This is a genomic window from Nonomuraea sp. NPDC059194, assembly GCF_042754765.1.
In the GTDB taxonomy this organism is placed as follows: Bacteria; Actinomycetota; Actinomycetes; order Streptosporangiales; family Streptosporangiaceae; genus Nonomuraea.
Map to the genome: position 1 here is coordinate 48,776 of NZ_JBHZBH010000019.1, position 15,646 is coordinate 64,421.

Sequence of the window (15,646 nt, forward strand, 5' to 3'; positions counted from 1 at the left end):
ACGCCCTTGACGATCCGCCAGGCGGGCGCGGCGGCTGCCTGCGCGGGCTGACCGGTGAGTATGACGGCGACGGCGGTCCCCACGCCCAGCAGCGGTCGTAATGTGATCATTTCTTTCCGACAGCGCTGAGGATCGCGTCGAAGGCAGGGGTGAGCTTGGTGGCGGTGGACTTGTCCGCGTTGACCAGGTAGACGTTGACGGTCCTGTCGGCGTCGGCGACCAAGCCCTCCACGACGGCCCCGGCACGTTCGCACGTCGCCGTCGTCTCGCCGCGGATCTTTCCGCCGGTGTCGGCGCAGGTGTCGCGGAAGTCCTTGGCGACGGTGGCGGCGTCCTTGCCCTTCACCACGTCGGCGCGCAGGGCCAGCGGATCTCCACCCTCCTGCGGGGAGTCCTTCGCCGTGTAGAGGCACACGGTCGCCTTGACCGATTCGAGGGTCTCGAGGAGGTGGTCGTCCCGCTTCTCCTTCAGTTCCCAGGCCAGGGACGTGGCCTGGGACAGGTCCGCGACGGCCAGCGGGCAGCCGCCGGCCTCCTGCGCGGACGCTTGGCTTCCTGCGGCGGGCTCGGGTACGGCCCCGCATCCCGTCACGAGCGCTCCGACGAACGCGAGAGCGAGGACATGGATCCTCGTGGACAACAGGCCTGTCATGCGGCGCCTCCAGGTGTCTGGCCCAGTGATAGAGCCGGGCGCTTGCAAGCCACTTGCCGGGACTCACCCCCGCCCGGCCGGTGTCACGGCAGCACGTCGCGGGGCCGGGGCGGCTGCCTGGAGTCAGTGGGACTGCCGGGCCGGGGCGGGGTCGTCGGCCGCCGACCAGAGACCGACGCTCATCCACGCGATGCCGATCGCGGCGACGGCCAGCCCGGCCAGGTACACCGGCAGCGGTACGGCGCTGCGCAGCGCACCGGGGATCATCCCCACCAGGTAGAGGGCGACCGCGACGACGGGCAACGCCCCAGACCGCAGCGCCGCGAAGCCGAACGTGAGCACGCCCGCCAGCAGGATGATCGAGGTGACCAGGAAGGCCCGCCCGGTCCCGCCGGCCAGCAGCCCGCCGATCGCCGGCTGGCCCAGGTAGGGAAAGACGAAGTGCAGGGTGTACTCGATGGCGAACGCGCCCGCCAGACCGGCCGCGTTGAGCAGGTAGCCGACCAGGCCTGCCGTACCCGCCCGATGGCGGATCAGCAGGTAGAGGCCGGTGACGGCGAGCAGCCCCGCCAGTGGCGCGAGCGGCGCGATGGCGTGTGTGAGGGTGGTCTCGGGCAGCAGCCCGCCGCGGCGGGCCACGTTCACCAGCAGGAGGACGGCGCAGCCTAAGCCCGCCACCGCGCTCGCTCGATACAGGGGTGATCTCATCCGCAGTACTCCTTGACGTGAGGCGACGATCGCCATGGTCTCCGCTGTTCCCCCGCCGAGACAGGCCGCGGCGCCGTACGTAAGCACCCCGAAAGGATCGACCGCGCTGCGTGACCGGGATCACACGCCGCGCACCCGGGCCCGGCCTGCGGACCCCGAAGGGCCGCCGCGATCCCGCGCACCCGGCCAGGCCCGCGCTCTCTGGAAGGACTCGCGTCGCTTGACCACGACCGGACGCCGCCGCATCCGGCCTGGCCCGCGCATCTCGATCTCGTCGGCCTCCGATAGCGTCGGGTCCATGCGCCTTCATGTGGGATGCGCGATGTGGACGCACGCGCCGTGGCAGGGACGCCTCCTGCCCCACCCGCTCCCTCCAGGAGAACGCCTGCGCGCCTACGCCACCTGGTGCGATGCGGTGGAGGGCAACACGACCTTCTATGCGACCCCGACGAAGGCCACGGTGGAGTCGTGGGCGCGGCAGACCGGCCCCGACTTCCGCTTCGTGGTCAAGCTGCCCAAGCCGATCACCCACGAGCGCCGCCTCACCGGCGCCGACGACGAGCTCCGCACGTTCCTGGAGGCGATCGAGCCGCTCGGGCCACGAGCGCACGCCCTCTGGGTGCAGCTCCCGGGCTCGTTCGCGCCGTCCGACCTCGGCACCCTGGCGCGCTTCCTGCACGGGCTGCCCCGCTCGTACCGGTACGCCGTCGAAGTCCGCCACCGCGCCTTCTTCGACGACGAGCGGTCCGCGCAGCTTCTCGAACGAGTTCTGGCAGGCACCGGCGCGGAGTGGATTCCGTTCGACACCACCACCCTCTTCCAGAGCCCTCCGACCAGTGACGCCGAACGGGACGCGTGGACGAAGAAGCCGCGCGTGCCACGCCGATCGCGCGCCCTCACCGACCGGCCGATCGTCCGCTACCTCGGCAGGGACGCCACGGAGCGCACGGTCGAGGGCTGGCAGGAGTGGATCGCCACGGTGACCGCGTGGCTGCGGGAGGGGCGCTCGCCGACCGTCTTCATCCACACGCCGGACAACGCCGACGCGCTGACGCTGGCCCGGCGCTTCCACGACGACGTGCGCGCCCGCGTGCCCGAACTCCAGCCCCTGCCCGACCCGATGCCGACCGAGCCACCGACCCTGTTCTAACCTCTCGCAGAGGTCGAGTCGTCGGCACCACCTCCGGTCCCGGCGACACGAACGCGGTCCGCGCGGACGGACCGGGGACACCCGGCCGTCGGCCAGGAAGCCGAACCACGGGGCGAGGTCGGCCACGCTGGTCACCACGCCGCCGTCGCCGACCGCGCTCTCCTCGGTGTCGGCCCTGGCGCCGGCGCCGGTGTGCCGCGGGCACTGGGCGATCGTGACGGGCACGTCGAGCCGCAGCTCGGGGATGTGCGTTCGGACGTCGTCCGACAGGCTCATGCCGTCCCTGGTCAGTAGCAGCAGACACGCGGCGGTGAACTGCTTGCTGATGGAGGCGATGTCGAAGCGGGTGCGGGAGTCGATCGGGACGCCGAACTCGACGGTGGCCACACCCTGGCCGAGGTGCGCAGCGCCTTGCCGTCCGCGTAGACGCCCGCCAGGCCGGGGGTGCCCTGGCAGGCGATGGCGTTCTCTCGGTATCTGGATATCCGCGCGCGAACCGTTTGGCCCGAGCGGCAAACCTGTGGCCTGGCTGGTTGGCGTACGGGCCAGCGGGCGGCTGGCGCTTGCCGTACAGGGCCATCCTGCTGATCACCGCGTCGGCGGCGAGGTGGTAGCAGGTCGTCAGGCAGCCGAGCACCTCCCTGATCAGCCGCCGCGCCTCGGCCGGAGAGAGGCTGTCGGCGGCGGTGTGCCCGTGGGCGACCTTGACGGCGACCGTCCGCGCGCAGGGGAAGGCCTTCTCCGCGACGCCGCAGATGACGTCGTCACCGGTCAGCAACCCCACCGGGACGCCGACGGCGGCCGCCTGCAGCGCGTTGACCTCGGCCTCCGACACCAGCCTGCCGTTGAGCCGCACCTCGTAGAAGTGCGAGGAGGTAGAAGTGCGAGGAGAAGGTGTGGGCGAGCACGCCGGGCGACCCCGCTGCGGCGTGGTAGCCGAGGAACATGGCCACGTTGTGCTCGGCCGAGACGCCCTCGGCCATGCAGTCCAGCTTGGGCGAGCTGAAGATCAGCCGGGCCCGCGGATCGAGCTTCTCGTGCAGCAGATTGTCCATGGTGCCGTGGCTGTCGTTGACCAGGACGCTGTCGGCCCCTGCCGCGAACGTACCCTCGAAAACCGGCGTCGATGAGCCTTGCGGGGGAGTCGCTTGCCATCACCGGAGGCACGGAGATCGAGTTCCCGCACGGGGCAAGGGGATCGTTCCCAGGTTCGACGCGATCGGGCAACACGTCGACATAGAGGAAGAGTTCATCAGGGCGCGGATGCCCGAGCCTCACGAGGTCGTTCAACTCAAGTGCCCACCTGGTGGACCAGTGATCCAGATCTGGCAGACCTTCTGGGCCGGAGACGTTGCAGTCGAGGTCTGACCGCTACGAGTTCCCCTATCGAACGAACATCGACTAGCGCCATGTCCGAGTCGCACCCCAACGAGAAGGATCTTGACCAGCGCACCTGCGGCGCAGTCGACCTCTGGCCGGACTCGTGGGAGACGTTCGAGGGTGTGTGCGTGCTTGCACCGGACCGTGACAGGACTGGCAGGTTCGTTTGGGGGATGAGTCAATTCCCCCAAGCCTTGAACTCCCATGATTGGTTGATACGCCAGTGGACGTACGACTTGTCCGGGAAGCAGTCCCAGATCTGCAAGGGAGCGTTATCGGGCGGCAGGACGGCCCTGGCGACGCTGGCGGGGTTTTCGACGTCGAAGCACCTGCCGCTACTGACGCTTACGAGACGTGTGATGCCCTTGTTGGGGCCCTTGTAGTACGACTCCCACCGCCACTGCTGGTTGGGGCCTCCATGGCAGCCCCACAGGACTACGGGGGTGCCGTTGCCCTTACCATCTCGCCAAACATCCAGGCAGAAGATTTTCTTCGCCTCGTACCATTTGATTAGGTATGTGCCGCCGGGTGCGCGCTCGAACATGAAGTAGTCGTAGTTACTGCGGCTCAGCCGGACACGTGAGCCGAGGACGCAGTTAGGATTCTCGATGTTGTAGCGGCATCCGGCTGGCTCATCAACCATGATTGGCCAGTCTCTCCACTTGTTGGTGATCCAGGTGGCGGGGGCTTGTTGATGGTTGCTGTCTGCGAACGTCGGAATTAGTCCGGCGAAGAACAGGAGTGATGCGCTGATCGCGTTGAGGCAGGTCTTGGGCTTCGACATTGCGATTCACCTCGCTGCTCTTATCGTCGGGGTGAGCCGCCTAAGGCGCACACGCAAGACGCGGGAAGCAGTAAAGCCAGTCTATCGAGGACTGCCCAGATCGAGTCTAAAGCCTATTCAATGTCTTCATCAATACACCTATTGGGAAAATGTCTACTGTCCGACGTGTTTAATTCCGCAAAAAGGGCAGGCGCTCCCTTTGCCGGTGAACAATGGCCGCGCCAGAGAGTCGTGTCTATCCGAGGCGCGACCACACCCGAGAGGGCATCCGTTAGCGTCCAGGGGGATGGTGCACGCGTGCTAGCCATAGAGGTCTATGTGACAAGAGACGATCAGCCGGACGCCTCGCGTCGGGTGAACGGCGGACTGATGATGCCCTCGTGTTCCGTCGCGAGGACGGGAGCGCGATGGATCGTTGGTACGTCCGTCGCGAGTTCCCCATAGAGGAGATCTCGCGTCTTGTTGGTCACTCGTCAACGAACGTGACCGAGACCGTCTACCGCCAGGAGATCAGGCCAGCATTGACCAAGGGCGCTGAAGCCATGGACAAGATCATGACCGAGTGGCTTCCCAAGACTGAAAAAGGGCGCCTTCCTTTCGGAAGACACCCTCATCGACCAGCGAATATCTGGTCGGGACGACAGGATTTGAACCTGCGACCCCTTGACCCCCAGTCAAGTGCGCTACCAAGCTGCGCTACGTCCCGCCAAGCCCCTCGGAACCTTCTCGGTGAGGTGTTCCGCGGCGGCCTTGCGTGGAAAACACTACCACGATCGAAGGCGAGCTCGGGCCGGAGCGGCGGCAGGTGCACCGCCGCTCCGGCCGCCCTCGCCGGTCCCCGTCGCTGTGTGGGGCGGGAAACGAGTCGCGCCTCCCCCAGGCGCCCCCCGTGATCGCTCCCGCCCGGAACCCACCATGCCGTCACCCGGTTGTCAGGACCTTGTCGCGGTTCGCAAGCGTGCTGAAAGCCGTATGCGGTGAGATCCTTTCAAGGCGGGAGGTAAACAGAAGATGGGGACTCTCACGATCGTGCTGCGCGGGGGCGGTGTCAGGCCCGGCGCGCGGCTGGCGGTCCGCAGCGGTCTGGACGGCTGGCAGGCGGACGTGCCGTGCGAGTACGTCAGGGGAGCCGACGAGTGGCGCGTCGAGCTCCAGGGCGAGGGCCCCGTGGAGTTCAAGTTCCGCTGCGACGGCGCATGGGAACGCGGCCCCAACAGGGTCGTGGACGGCGAGCACGTGGCGACGATGCGGGGACGCGTCGCCGACCTGTTCGAGCAGCCGGACGACATCCCCGTGGCCGACTCGCTGGCCGCGCGCGTGCATTTCCCGCCGGTCTCGGCCGAGCAGGACTTCGATTACATCGTGGTGGGCAGCGGCACGGGCGGCGGCACGCTGGCGCACCGCCTGATGGCCGACAGCGAGGGGCAGGCGCGGGTGCTGGTTCTGGAGGCCGGCGGCTACCTGTTCCCGACGCACGTCGGCAACCTGCCCAGGCGGCACGGCCCCTACGTCAACCGCAGCGTCTGGGAGCTGTGGAACCAGTTCAAGGTCCGGCGCTACGACACCGACCTGCCGATGGACCTGGCGCAGGCGTTCTGCCTGGGCGGCAGGTCGCTGTTCTGGGGCGCGCTGGTACCGCGGATGACGCCCGCGGAGTTCGCCGGGTGGCCCGAGCCGATCAGGGGGGACCTGGAGAGCACCTGGTACGCCAGGGCCGAGGACCTGCTGAACGGCACGCCCATGCCGCAGGACACGCTGTGCGGCGCGGTCCAGTCGCTCCTGAGGGGTCACCTGCCGGACCTGTCCGACGACGACGCCGTGCTGGCGGCCGAGCACGCCTCGGTGAACGGCCTCGGCATCCCCTCCGGCATCTTCTCCACGGCGGCGCTGCTCATGGAGGACGTGCTGCGCGCCTCGTGGGCCGACCGGCTGCACGTCAACCTCCACCACCAGGTGTGCGGATTCGTCTTCGACGGCGACGCGGTGACCGCGGTCGAGGCCTTCGACCTGGCGGCGGGCGTCCTGCGGACCTTCAGGCTCGCCGAGGGCGGCAGCGTCATCATGGCGGGCGGTACGGTCGGCACGCCGGTGCTCGCCCACAACGCCGGGCTGGAGCACGAGCTGATCGGGCGCGGCATCACCGACCACCCGACCTACTACTGGAAGTTCTCCGTCAAGGACGGCGCTCCCGGCTACAGCGCGCGTGACGCGGCCAAGCTCCTGCTCAGGGGTACGGCAGGCGAGACGCCGTTCAACGCCGTCGTCGAGATGGGCGTCAACCTCAACCAGTACCACGTGGACGAGGACCTCGACCTCGACGAGGCCGACATGCCGTGCGAGGTCGTCTTCTTCACCGCCGTCCCGCTGGAGGAGCGTAACGGCGTCGAGGTGCGCGGCGAGGGCAGGAACGCCCGCCCCCGCGTGGTCATGCACCATGTCGAGGTGCCGGGTCTGGAGGAGGTCATGGAGCAGGTCGGCGCGGCCGTGATGGCGGCCGTCGGCGGCACGCCGCTGTACCCGCGGCCGACGCGCTCCACGCTGGGCGCGGTCGGCCACGAGGTCGGCACGATGCGCATGGGGCCCGACGCCGTCACCGGCGTCGTCGACCCCGACCTCAGGGTGTACGGCAGGCGCAACCTCTACGTCTGCGACCTGTCGGTCTTCCCGACCTCGCCTGCCGCCAACCCCTCGCTCACCCTGGCCGCCCTCGCCATGCGCCTGTCCGACCGGCTCGTCAACGGCTGAGGCTCCTCCGGGGGGTACTGCCTCGGCGAGCTGGCCACCGGTCGAGGCTCTCCCAGGGGGTACGGCCTCGGCCGCCCGCGAACTGGTCACCGGTCGAGGCTCCTCCCAGGGGGTACGGCCTGGGCCGCCCTTCCGCGAACTGGTCACCGGTCGAGGCTCCTCCCAGGGGGTACGGCCTCGGCCGCCCGCGAACTGGTCACCGGTCGAGCTCCTATGCGGGGCGCGTCGGAGGAGGCTTCCTCGTGGGGGCCGGTTCCAGGGCGGCCCTCCCGCCGGTTCTCCTGCGGGCTGCTCGCCGGTCGGGTCTTGTGAGGGGGCGGGTCGGAAGAGGCCTTCTGCGGGGGCTGGTTCCGGGGTGGTCCTCCCGCCGGTTCTCCTGCGGGCCGGTCATCGGTCGGGGTCCCTGATGGGCGCCGGGCGAGGCGGGTCGGGGCGATGCCGGAGCAGACGGCGGCCGCCCGAGCGGGCTCGTCCCGGATTGGCGGGCCCGCTCGGCCGCCCACCCCGAGAGGGCGGCCCGCGCACCGGGAAGCCGGTCCGCCTCTGGAGGTCGGCCGTTCCCGGAGGTCGGCCCCCCGGGAACTCGGCCCGCGCCCCCGGAAAGCCGGTCCGCCCAGGGAGGGCGCCCAGGAGGTCGGCCCGGGAGGGCGGCCGGGAGGGCAGCCGGGAGGGCGGTCCTCCCGGGGAGAGGGCCGGGGTCAGCGGTTGACGGCCACCAGGACCGACAGCGGTGGCAGGTCGTGGATCTCCACGTAGCGGGCGCCGTCCGGCGACGGCAGCACCGGCACTGTCGAGCCGACCGGATGCTTGGTCCCGCCGCCCACCTCCGCCGTGTTCGCCACGACCGTGAACGCCGCGACGCCCGCGTTGATCCCCGCGTCCACGTGCAGCCTCGCCGTACGGGAGACCTGCCCCGGGTTGATCACGCACAGCGCCTCGTCGTCGGCCAGGATCCGCGACCAGCCGACCGCCTCGCCCGGCGCGGGCAGGGTGAAGGACCCGTCGTCCCTGCCGAGCCTGCGCAGGTACTGCCGGCCCGCCGACAGCACGGGGTGCGCCCCGCGGACCCGCAGCAGCATCCGGACCCGCTGGTAGACGTCGTTGTCCTGGTCGAAGACGTGGTGACCGGACGTGCCGAACGGACCGAAGCCCGGAACGCCGGGATCGGGCGCGTGCCCGCCGAGGACGCGCGGATGCTCCGGTCCGAACATCGCCTCGCGCAGGTAGATGTCGCCCGCCAGGTCCCTGACGCCCCAGCCGGGCAACCACTTGCGCTCCTCCTGCTCGGGACCGGTCAGCCCCTGCTCCATGCCGTAGTACAGGCACGGGATGCCGAGCAGGAACAGCAGCAGGCCCGCGCCCACCACGGTCCGCGAGGGTGAGGACTCGACCGAGCCGAACCGCAGCTGCGGGAAGATCGCCAGGTCGTCGTGGTCGTCGAGCATGGCGACGTACCGGCTGCCGAGCGCCCGGTGGGTGATGTCGAGCGGCAGCGTGAAGCGGCCGAACAGGTCCTCGGCCCTGGCCCGCCCCTCGGCGACCGCGCGCAGCGTCGCCCGCGTCTCGCCCGTCTCCAGCACCGCCGACAGGTTCTGCCCGACGAGTTTCAGGTACTTCTCCTGGATGGTGTCGCCGCCGCCGACCTCGCCGACGATGAGGAAGTTCGCCTTGCCGAGCTGCTCGGCGTACTCCCTGATCGCCCCGCAGAAGGCGCGGGCGTGTTCCAGCGGCACGTGCTTGAGCGTGTCGATCCGTAACCCGTCGAGGTCGGCGAGCGCGATCCAGTACTTGTAGATCTGGATCATCGTCTGCAGGCTGCGCGGCATGTCGATGTCGCGGCTGAACCAGTCGGCCCTGCGGTAGGGCGCGTCAGGGTCCTCGTCGCCGCCGGGACCGAAGCTGCCGCCGTCGCCGCCCGCCCGGGTGTAGGCGTCGGGGTGCTGCAGCTCCTGCGGCCAGACCCCGTGGTCGGGCTCCGTGGGCGCGCTGCCGTGCGGCAGCCTGCCGCCCTTCCCGTCGCGCCAGGCCCCGAAGGCGTAGGGCGGGCTCTGCCGGTACGGCGGGCGCGGCGCGTAGCGCGGCGAACCGTCCTGCCCGAGGTCGTAGTCCCAGGTCTCGCCGGAGTGGTTGAGCAGCACGTCGAGGATGACCCTGATGCCGCGTTCGTGCGCCTGCCGTACCAGGGAGACCAGGTCGGCGCGGCTGCCGAGGCGCGGGTCGATCTCGAGGAAGTCCTGCACCGCGTAGCCGTGGTAGTCGTCGGGCTCGGCGGGGCTGCCCTCGACGCCCGCGACGGGACGCTGCTTCCACACCGGGCCGATCCACAGCGCGCTCACGCCCAGATCGTCGAGGTAGTCCAGGCGCGAGGCGATCCCCGTGAGTGTGCCGCCCTGGTAGCGTTCCCGTCCTGATCTGGCCCACCGGTCCCAGCGCCAGCCTTCCGGCCTGGCGGCCCACAGATCGGTCCGGTCCAGGAGCGGGCGTCCGGCCTCCCTGCCGTCGCTGAACCTGTCGGGGAGCAGGAAGTAGATGACCTCGCTCCGCCAGTCGGCGGGGGACGGGTGGTAACCCTGCCGCTCAGGCCAGGGGGCCTGCCCGATGCTGCGCGGCGCGGGCCGGCTGACGATCTCCTCGACGGTCGCCATATATGGCGCACCTCCACATTCGTATGGTTTCAGCCCAATGTGTGACGCGTTACAGTCGCTTGCAAGCATTCAGAAGGGAAGCGCAGCATGGAAGCCCGCGTCGAGATCGGGATTCTGGGCACGCTCGACGTCCTGGTCGACGGCGTCCCGGCTGCGCTCGGCGGTCACCAGCGCGCGGCCATCCTCGCCGTGCTGCTGCTCCACCACGGCGACGTGCTCAGCGCCGACCAGCTGATCGACCAGGTGTGGGCGGGCCGTCCGCCGCGCAGCGCCACCAACACCCTGCACGCCCACGTCTCCAGGCTGCGCAGGACGCTGGGCGGCACCGCGCTGCTGCAGTCCCACGGGCCCGGCTACCGGCTGGTCATCGACCCCGAGCGGGTCGACGCGCACCGCTTCGAGGCCCTGGTCACGCGCGGCCGCGACGAGCTGGCCAAGCAGGACTGGAGCGAGGCCGTCACCGTGCTCGACAGCGCGCTGGCGTTATGGCGCGGCCCCGCGCTGGCCGACTTCAGCGCCGACCCGTGGGCGCAGTTCGACGCGATCAGGCTGGAGGAGCTGCGCTACGCGGCCGAGGAGGGCCGCACCGACGCCGAGCTGGCGCTCGGCCGCCACGCCGAGGTGCTGCCCCGCCTTGAGCAGCGCGTGGCCCGCCACCCGCTCAGAGAACGCTCCGCCGCCCAGCTGATGACCGCCCTCTACCGCTGCGGGCGGCAGGGCGACGCGCTCAACGTCTACGAGCGCGTGCGCAGGGTCCTGGCCGAGGAGCTCGGCATCGATCCCGCCCCCACGCTGCAGGCCCTGCACCAGGCCGTCCTCACCCACGACCCCTCGCTGACCGCCCCTCCGCTCAGGCAGGGCGCGGTTCCCTCCCCGCCCGCCAGCCCGTCGGCGCCGCGCCGGGTGTCCAACCTGCCCGCCCGCAACCGTGTCTTCTCCGGGCGAGAGGAGCTGCTGGCCGAGCTCGGCCGTGCGCTGGCCGGCGGCCGCGCCGTCGCCCTGTACGGCCTGGCCGGCGTCGGCAAGACCCAGCTGGCGATGGAGTACGCCCACCGGAACGCCGCCGACTACGACGTGGTGTGGCGCGCCTCGGCGGCCGATCCGCTCGCGCTGGCCGGCGCGATGGAGGATCTCGCGCTGCGCCTGGGCGTGCGTGAGCGCGCCGACAGGGGCGAGCTGGTCACCGCGCTGCGCGACAGGCTGGCGGGCATGGACAGGTGGCTGCTTGTCCTGGACGACGTCGAGGACGCCGCGCTGCTCGATGGGGTCCTGCCGGACGGCGGAGAGGGCCATGTGATCATCACCTCGCGCAATCCCGCGTGGGGGCTGCACGCCGTACCGCTGCGGATCGATCCGTTCTCGCGGGAGGAGTCGGTCGCCTTCCTGGAGCGGCGCCTCGGCCTGCCCGGACGCTCCACGGGCGCGCCCGAGCTGGCCGACCAGCTCGGTGACCTGCCGTTCGCGCTGGAGCAGGCCGCCGCCTACAGCGAGCAGACCGGCATGACCTTCGAGGAGTACGCCGACCTGTTCCGCCGCAGGGCCGACCGGCTGCTGGCCAGGGCGGGGGAGCGCGACCAGACGTTCGCCACCGCCTGGCAGCTGGCCTTCGAGCGGGTGCGGACCGCCTCCGCCCCGGCCACCGAGCTGCTGTACCTGTGCGCCTGCCTTGGTGGCGACGGCCTGTCGCTGCGCCTGCTGCGCGGCCTGGCCGGGGTGCTGCCGCCCGCGCTGGAGGCGGCCGTCGCCGACGAGGTCGGCCTGCAGGACGCCATCGCCCACCTGCTGCGCCACTCCCTCGTCGACCGCGACAGGGGACGGCTGCGCATGCACAAGATGGTCAGCGTCGCCGCCATGGCCACCCTGTCGAGGGCGGGGCGGCAGGAGTGGCTGCTGCGCGCCGTCCACCTCGTGGAGGCCACCGCCCCCGCCGACCCGGACAACCCGACGAACTGGCCGCACTGGGACGAGGTGCTGCCGGGGCTGATCCACCTGGCCGGCCAGTCGGACCACCTCGACGTCGTGCCACCGGCCCTTCCCCAGCTGCTGTGCGGCGCGGGCCGCTACCTGACCACGCGCGCCGCCTTCGACAGGGCCGCGTGGCTGTTCGAGAGCTCGCTGACACTGCTGCGCCGCGCGCAGGGCTCGGACGCCGACCTGGCCGCCGTGCTGACCGAGCAGGGCAAGCTGCTGGAGATGGTCGGCGACCTGGAGGGCGCCAGGGCCGCGCAGGAGCAGGCGCTCGCGCTCGCCGAGGCCGCCTTCGGCCCGGAGCACCCCGGCGTCGCCTACGTGCTGAAGCGCCTCGGCGACGTGCTGGTCTGCCAGCGGCGGCTGCCCGAGGCCAGGCGGACGCTGGAGCGCGGCCACGCCATCCTGGCCGCCCGCGACGACGCCGACGGCAGGGAACTGGCCAGGATCGGCCGCGACCTGGGCTTCGCCGCGTGGCTGGCCGGCGACCTGGCCGCCGCCCAGCAGTGGCTGACCAGGGCGCTGACCGCCTCGCGCAGCCTGCTCGACCCCGGCCACCCCGACGTCGCGCACTCGCTGTCGGGCCTCGGCCTGGTGCTGCAGGACGCGGGCCGCGCAGAGGAGGCCATCAAGCTGCAGGAGCAGGCGCTGTCGCTGCTGGCGGGCGTGTACGGCGACGAGCACCCCGAGGTGGCCCACACCCTCGACAAGCTCGGCTACGCACTGCGCCTGGTGGGCCGCTTCGACGAGGCGAGGATGAGCCACGAGCGCGCGCTGGCCATCCTGGAGGCCTGCTACGGCCCCGGCCACGGCGAGGTCGGCATGCCGCTGACCAACCTCGGCCTGGTCTACCAGGACATCGGCGACCACGAGCTGGCCCAGGCGCACCAGGAGCGGGCCATGGGTGTCTTCTCCTCCGTCTTCGGCCCCGACCACCCGCACGCCCAGCTCGGCGCGCGCAGGCTCGGCGTGGCCAGGCTCCTGGGCGGGCGCGTGACGGAGGCCAGGGAACTGCTGGAGCGGGCCGTGACAGGCACCGAACGCGCGCTCGGCGCCGCCCACCCCGACGTGGGGCGGACCCTGCTCGACCTGGCCGCCGTGCACGAGCGCCTCGACGACCTGGCCGCGGCGGCGGAGTGCCGTACGCGCGCCGAACGGATCCTGTCGGCCGCCTACGGCTCCGACGCCCTCCAGGCCGGAGGCGGCTCGCCGTCACTGCCCGCGGGATCGGGCTGAAGAGTCCTGAGCCGCCGGCGCCTGGGTAGGTGCCCGGCATGGAGACGCTCGTGGGGACCTCAGGCTGGCAGTACCGGGACTGGCGGGGCGTGCTGTATCCGGACAAGGTGCCGCAGCGGCTGTGGCTGGAGACCTACACCGAGACGTTCCGCACGGTCGAGAGCAACAACGCCTTCTACCGGCTGCCGTCGACCGAGACGTTCGCCGGATGGGCCGAGCGCACGCCCGAAGGGTTCGTGATGGCGGTCAAGGCCAGCAGGTACCTCACCCACATCAAGCGCCTGACCGACCCCGAGGAGCCGGTCGAGCGGCTGATGGCCGCGGTCGAGGGCCTGAAGGCCAAGCTCGGCCCGATCCTGCTGCAACTGCCGCCCACTCTCAAGGCCGACCCCGGCAAGCTCGACCGCTGCCTGGCCTGCTTCCCGCGCGCGACCAGGGTGGCGGTGGAGTTCAGGCACCCCTCGTGGTGGAGCGACGAGGTCAGGAGCGTGCTGGAGGCCCGCAGGGCGGCGCTGTGCTGGGCCGACAGGGAGAGCAGGGTGCTGAATCCGCCGTGGCGTACCGCCGAGTGGGGCTACGTCAGGCTGCACGAGGGCAGGGCCACCCCCAGGCCCGCGTACGGCGAGGCGGCGCTGCGCTCGTGGGCGCGCCGCGTCCACGAGACGGGGTGGCGGCAGGCCTACGTCTACTTCAACAACGATCCAGGAGGGGCCGCGGTACGCAACGCGGTGCGGTTCGCCGCACTCATCTAGGCTGGACGGTCATGGTGCGCACCCGCCTCTACCGCGACGGCAACCTGGTCTCCGAGGGCTTCCCCATCGCCGAGGTCTCCGACCACGTCACCGACCCCGGCAACGTCGTCTGGTTCGACCTGTGCGCGCCCGGCGCCGCCGACCTGGAGCGCGTCGGCGAGGAGCTGGGCCTGCACACCCTCGCCGTGGAGGACGTCTTCCAGGAGCACCAGCGGCCCAAGGTCGACGTCTACGACAGCCACCTGTTCATCACGGCCTACTGGCTGCACCTGGAGGACAGCAGGCTGCACCCCGTCGAGATCAGCATCTTCGTCACCCCCAACGCCCTGGTGACCGTGCGCGAGAACGCGCACTTCGACATCGACAAGGTCACCGCCCGCTGGGACGCCTCGGGCGACCTGGCCAAGAACGGCGTCTCCTTCCTGCTGCACGGGCTGCTCGACTACGTCGTCGACGCCCACTTCGACCTGGTCGAGCGCTTCGACGAGGAGGTCGAGGCGCTGGAGGACCAGCTGTTCGAGGAACGGCCGATGACCAGGCAGGACGCCAGGAAGATGTTCACCCTGCGCAAGAACATGGTGGGCCTGCGCAAGGTGGCCACGCCGATGCGCGAGGTCGTCAACACCCTGCTCCGGCGCGACCTGCACGTGGTCACGCCGGAGATGATGCCGTACTACCAGGACCTCTACGACCACGTGCTGCGCGTGGCCGAATGGACCGACAACCTGCGCGACCTCATGAGCAACCTGCGCGAGACCCACATGTCACAGCAGGGCTTCAGGCTCAACGAGATCATGAAGAAGCTCACCAGCTGGGCGGCGATCATCGCGGTGCCCACCATGATCACCGGCTTCTACGGCCAGAACGTGCCCTACCCGGGGTTCGGGTCGAGCGCGGGCTTCTGGTGGTCGTCGACCATCATCGTGGTCGCCTCGGGGCTGCTCTACCTGGCGTTCAAAAAGCGGGACTGGCTCTAGCGGCCATCCAGGCCAGCACCTGCGCGACCGGCCTGGCCGCGTGCCTGCTGCCGTCGCGCAGCCGCAGCGCCGCCTCGCCCGCGCCTGCCTCGGCCGGGCCGACGACCAGCTGGTACGGCACCAGCCGGTTCGACCTGATCCGCGCCCCGAGGCTGCCGTGGGCGGGCGCGGCCAACGACACGCGGAGCCCGGCGGCGACGCCGCGCCGTACCAGCTGCTCGGCGGCGGGGACCTCGGCGTCGGTGACGGGCAGCACCACCGCCTGGACGGGCGCGAACCAGGCGGGGAAGGCGCCGCCGTGGATCTCCACCAGGTGCGCCATCAGGCGTTCGAGGCTGCCGACCAGGCTCCTGTGCACCATCACCGGCCGGTGGAGGGCCTGGTCGGGGCCGACGTAGGACAGATCGAAGCGGCCCGGCTGGAACAGGTCGACCTGGACGGTCGACAGGGTGCTCTCGCGCCCCTGCGGATCGACGACCTGGACGTCGATCTTCGGGCCGTAGAACGAGCTCCTCGTCGAAGGCGCGGCCCCGCGCGCGCAGCGCCTCGCGCAGGATGGCCTCGGCGCTGGCCCACATGGCCGGGTCGTCGACGTACTTGGCGCCCTCACCCCGCAGCGACAGGCGGTAGCGGAAAGGCACCACACCGA

Annotated in this window: 12 protein-coding genes, 1 tRNA gene and 2 pseudogenes; 5 read left to right on the top strand and 10 right to left on the bottom strand. The window is 70.9% G+C overall.

The features are described from left to right. Positions 1–106: 106 nt before the first annotated feature. From ACFXJ8_RS23090 to ACFXJ8_RS23100, 3 genes are all read right to left on the bottom strand, one after another. Positions 107–652: a hypothetical protein gene (locus ACFXJ8_RS23090; protein WP_379645997.1), complete on the bottom strand. Its 546-nt coding sequence runs from the start codon at positions 650–652 to the stop codon at positions 107–109. Between the two features lie 123 nt (positions 653–775). Continuing rightward, the gene (locus ACFXJ8_RS23095) at positions 776–1,360 is read right to left on the bottom strand and encodes a hypothetical protein (protein ID WP_379645998.1); all 585 of its coding nucleotides are present in this window, start codon (positions 1,358–1,360) and stop codon (positions 776–778) included. Between the two features lie 120 nt (positions 1,361–1,480). Further along, positions 1,481–1,660 carry a hypothetical protein gene (locus ACFXJ8_RS23100; RefSeq protein ID WP_379645999.1) on the bottom strand — a complete coding sequence of 60 codons (180 nt, stop codon included), beginning with the start codon at positions 1,658–1,660 and terminating at the stop codon, positions 1,481–1,483. On the opposite strand from ACFXJ8_RS23100, the gene ACFXJ8_RS23105 reads away from it, so the two are divergent. Beyond that, positions 1,659–2,510 (top strand): DUF72 domain-containing protein, encoded by an 852-nt coding sequence (locus ACFXJ8_RS23105; protein ID WP_379646000.1) that lies wholly within the window; start codon positions 1,659–1,661, stop codon positions 2,508–2,510. The two genes, ACFXJ8_RS23100 and ACFXJ8_RS23105, sit on opposite strands and share 2 nt — an antisense overlap. A gap of 216 nt (positions 2,511–2,726) precedes the next feature. Here ACFXJ8_RS23105 and ACFXJ8_RS23110 read toward each other — a convergent pair. The 5 genes and pseudogenes from ACFXJ8_RS23110 to ACFXJ8_RS23130 all read right to left on the bottom strand — a co-directional run. Continuing rightward, positions 2,727–3,026: pseudogene (locus tag ACFXJ8_RS23110) on the bottom strand (serine hydrolase); the annotation flags it as partial. Between the two features lie 181 nt (positions 3,027–3,207). Beyond that, positions 3,208–3,321: pseudogene (locus ACFXJ8_RS23115) on the bottom strand (M55 family metallopeptidase); the annotation flags it as partial. Continuing rightward, the gene (locus ACFXJ8_RS23120) at positions 3,275–3,589 is read right to left on the bottom strand and encodes a M55 family metallopeptidase (protein ID WP_379646098.1); all 315 of its coding nucleotides are present in this window, start codon (positions 3,587–3,589) and stop codon (positions 3,275–3,277) included. The gene ACFXJ8_RS23120 and the pseudogene ACFXJ8_RS23115, both read right to left, overlap by 47 nt. A 479-nt stretch (positions 3,590–4,068) precedes the next feature. After that, positions 4,069–4,674: an RICIN domain-containing protein gene (locus ACFXJ8_RS23125; protein ID WP_379646001.1), complete on the bottom strand. Its 606-nt coding sequence runs from the start codon at positions 4,672–4,674 to the stop codon at positions 4,069–4,071. A gap of 629 nt (positions 4,675–5,303) precedes the next feature. Beyond that, positions 5,304–5,380, bottom strand: a tRNA-Pro gene (locus ACFXJ8_RS23130). Positions 5,381–5,685: 305 nt separating this feature from the next. Here ACFXJ8_RS23130 and ACFXJ8_RS23135 point away from each other — a divergent pair. Beyond that, positions 5,686–7,419 carry a GMC oxidoreductase gene (locus ACFXJ8_RS23135; RefSeq protein ID WP_379646002.1) on the top strand — a complete coding sequence of 578 codons (1,734 nt, stop codon included), beginning with the start codon at positions 5,686–5,688 and terminating at the stop codon, positions 7,417–7,419. 698 nt (positions 7,420–8,117) lie between these two features. On the opposite strand, the gene ACFXJ8_RS23140 is transcribed toward ACFXJ8_RS23135, so the two are convergent. After that, positions 8,118–10,064 (bottom strand): alpha-amylase family glycosyl hydrolase, encoded by a 1,947-nt coding sequence (locus tag ACFXJ8_RS23140; protein WP_379646003.1) that lies wholly within the window; start codon positions 10,062–10,064, stop codon positions 8,118–8,120. Between the two features lie 87 nt (positions 10,065–10,151). Here ACFXJ8_RS23140 and fxsT point away from each other — a divergent pair, with 87 nt between their 5' ends. The 3 genes from fxsT to ACFXJ8_RS23155 are packed head-to-tail and all read left to right on the top strand — an operon-like array spanning position 10,152 to position 14,997. Continuing rightward, the gene (fxsT, locus tag ACFXJ8_RS23145; RefSeq protein WP_379646004.1) at positions 10,152–13,268 is read left to right on the top strand and encodes an FxSxx-COOH system tetratricopeptide repeat protein; all 3,117 of its coding nucleotides are present in this window, start codon (positions 10,152–10,154) and stop codon (positions 13,266–13,268) included. 38 nt (positions 13,269–13,306) lie between these two features. Beyond that, the gene (locus ACFXJ8_RS23150) at positions 13,307–14,020 is read left to right on the top strand and encodes a DUF72 domain-containing protein (protein ID WP_379646005.1); all 714 of its coding nucleotides are present in this window, start codon (positions 13,307–13,309) and stop codon (positions 14,018–14,020) included. An 11-nt stretch (positions 14,021–14,031) separates the two neighbouring features. Then, positions 14,032–14,997 (top strand): magnesium transporter CorA family protein, encoded by a 966-nt coding sequence (locus tag ACFXJ8_RS23155; protein ID WP_379646006.1) that lies wholly within the window; start codon positions 14,032–14,034, stop codon positions 14,995–14,997. Here ACFXJ8_RS23155 and ACFXJ8_RS23160 read toward each other — a convergent pair. Beyond that, positions 14,975–15,607 carry an aminoacyl--tRNA ligase-related protein gene (locus ACFXJ8_RS23160; protein WP_379646007.1) on the bottom strand — a complete coding sequence of 211 codons (633 nt, stop codon included), beginning with the start codon at positions 15,605–15,607 and terminating at the stop codon, positions 14,975–14,977. The genes ACFXJ8_RS23155 and ACFXJ8_RS23160 overlap by 23 nt on opposite strands. Between the last annotated feature and the right edge of the window lie 39 nt (positions 15,608–15,646).

Bases quoted from the DNA above. Each gene is read 5' to 3' on its own strand.
- ACFXJ8_RS23090 (WP_379645997.1), bottom strand. From the start codon at position 652: ATGACAGGCCTGTTGTCCACGAGGATCCATGTCCTCGCTCTCGCGTTC.
- ACFXJ8_RS23105 (WP_379646000.1), top strand. From the start codon at position 1,659: ATGCGCCTTCATGTGGGATGCGCGATGTGGACGCACGCGCCGTGGCAG.
- fxsT (WP_379646004.1), top strand. From the start codon at position 10,152: ATGGAAGCCCGCGTCGAGATCGGGATTCTGGGCACGCTCGACGTCCTG.
- ACFXJ8_RS23095 (WP_379645998.1), bottom strand. From the start codon at position 1,360: ATGAGATCACCCCTGTATCGAGCGAGCGCGGTGGCGGGCTTAGGCTGC.
- ACFXJ8_RS23100 (WP_379645999.1), bottom strand. From the start codon at position 1,660: ATGGACCCGACGCTATCGGAGGCCGACGAGATCGAGATGCGCGGGCCA.
- ACFXJ8_RS23135 (WP_379646002.1), top strand. From the start codon at position 5,686: ATGGGGACTCTCACGATCGTGCTGCGCGGGGGCGGTGTCAGGCCCGGC.
- ACFXJ8_RS23140 (WP_379646003.1), bottom strand. From the start codon at position 10,064: ATGGCGACCGTCGAGGAGATCGTCAGCCGGCCCGCGCCGCGCAGCATC.
- ACFXJ8_RS23125 (WP_379646001.1), bottom strand. From the start codon at position 4,674: ATGTCGAAGCCCAAGACCTGCCTCAACGCGATCAGCGCATCACTCCTG.
- ACFXJ8_RS23155 (WP_379646006.1), top strand. From the start codon at position 14,032: ATGGTGCGCACCCGCCTCTACCGCGACGGCAACCTGGTCTCCGAGGGC.
- ACFXJ8_RS23150 (WP_379646005.1), top strand. From the start codon at position 13,307: ATGGAGACGCTCGTGGGGACCTCAGGCTGGCAGTACCGGGACTGGCGG.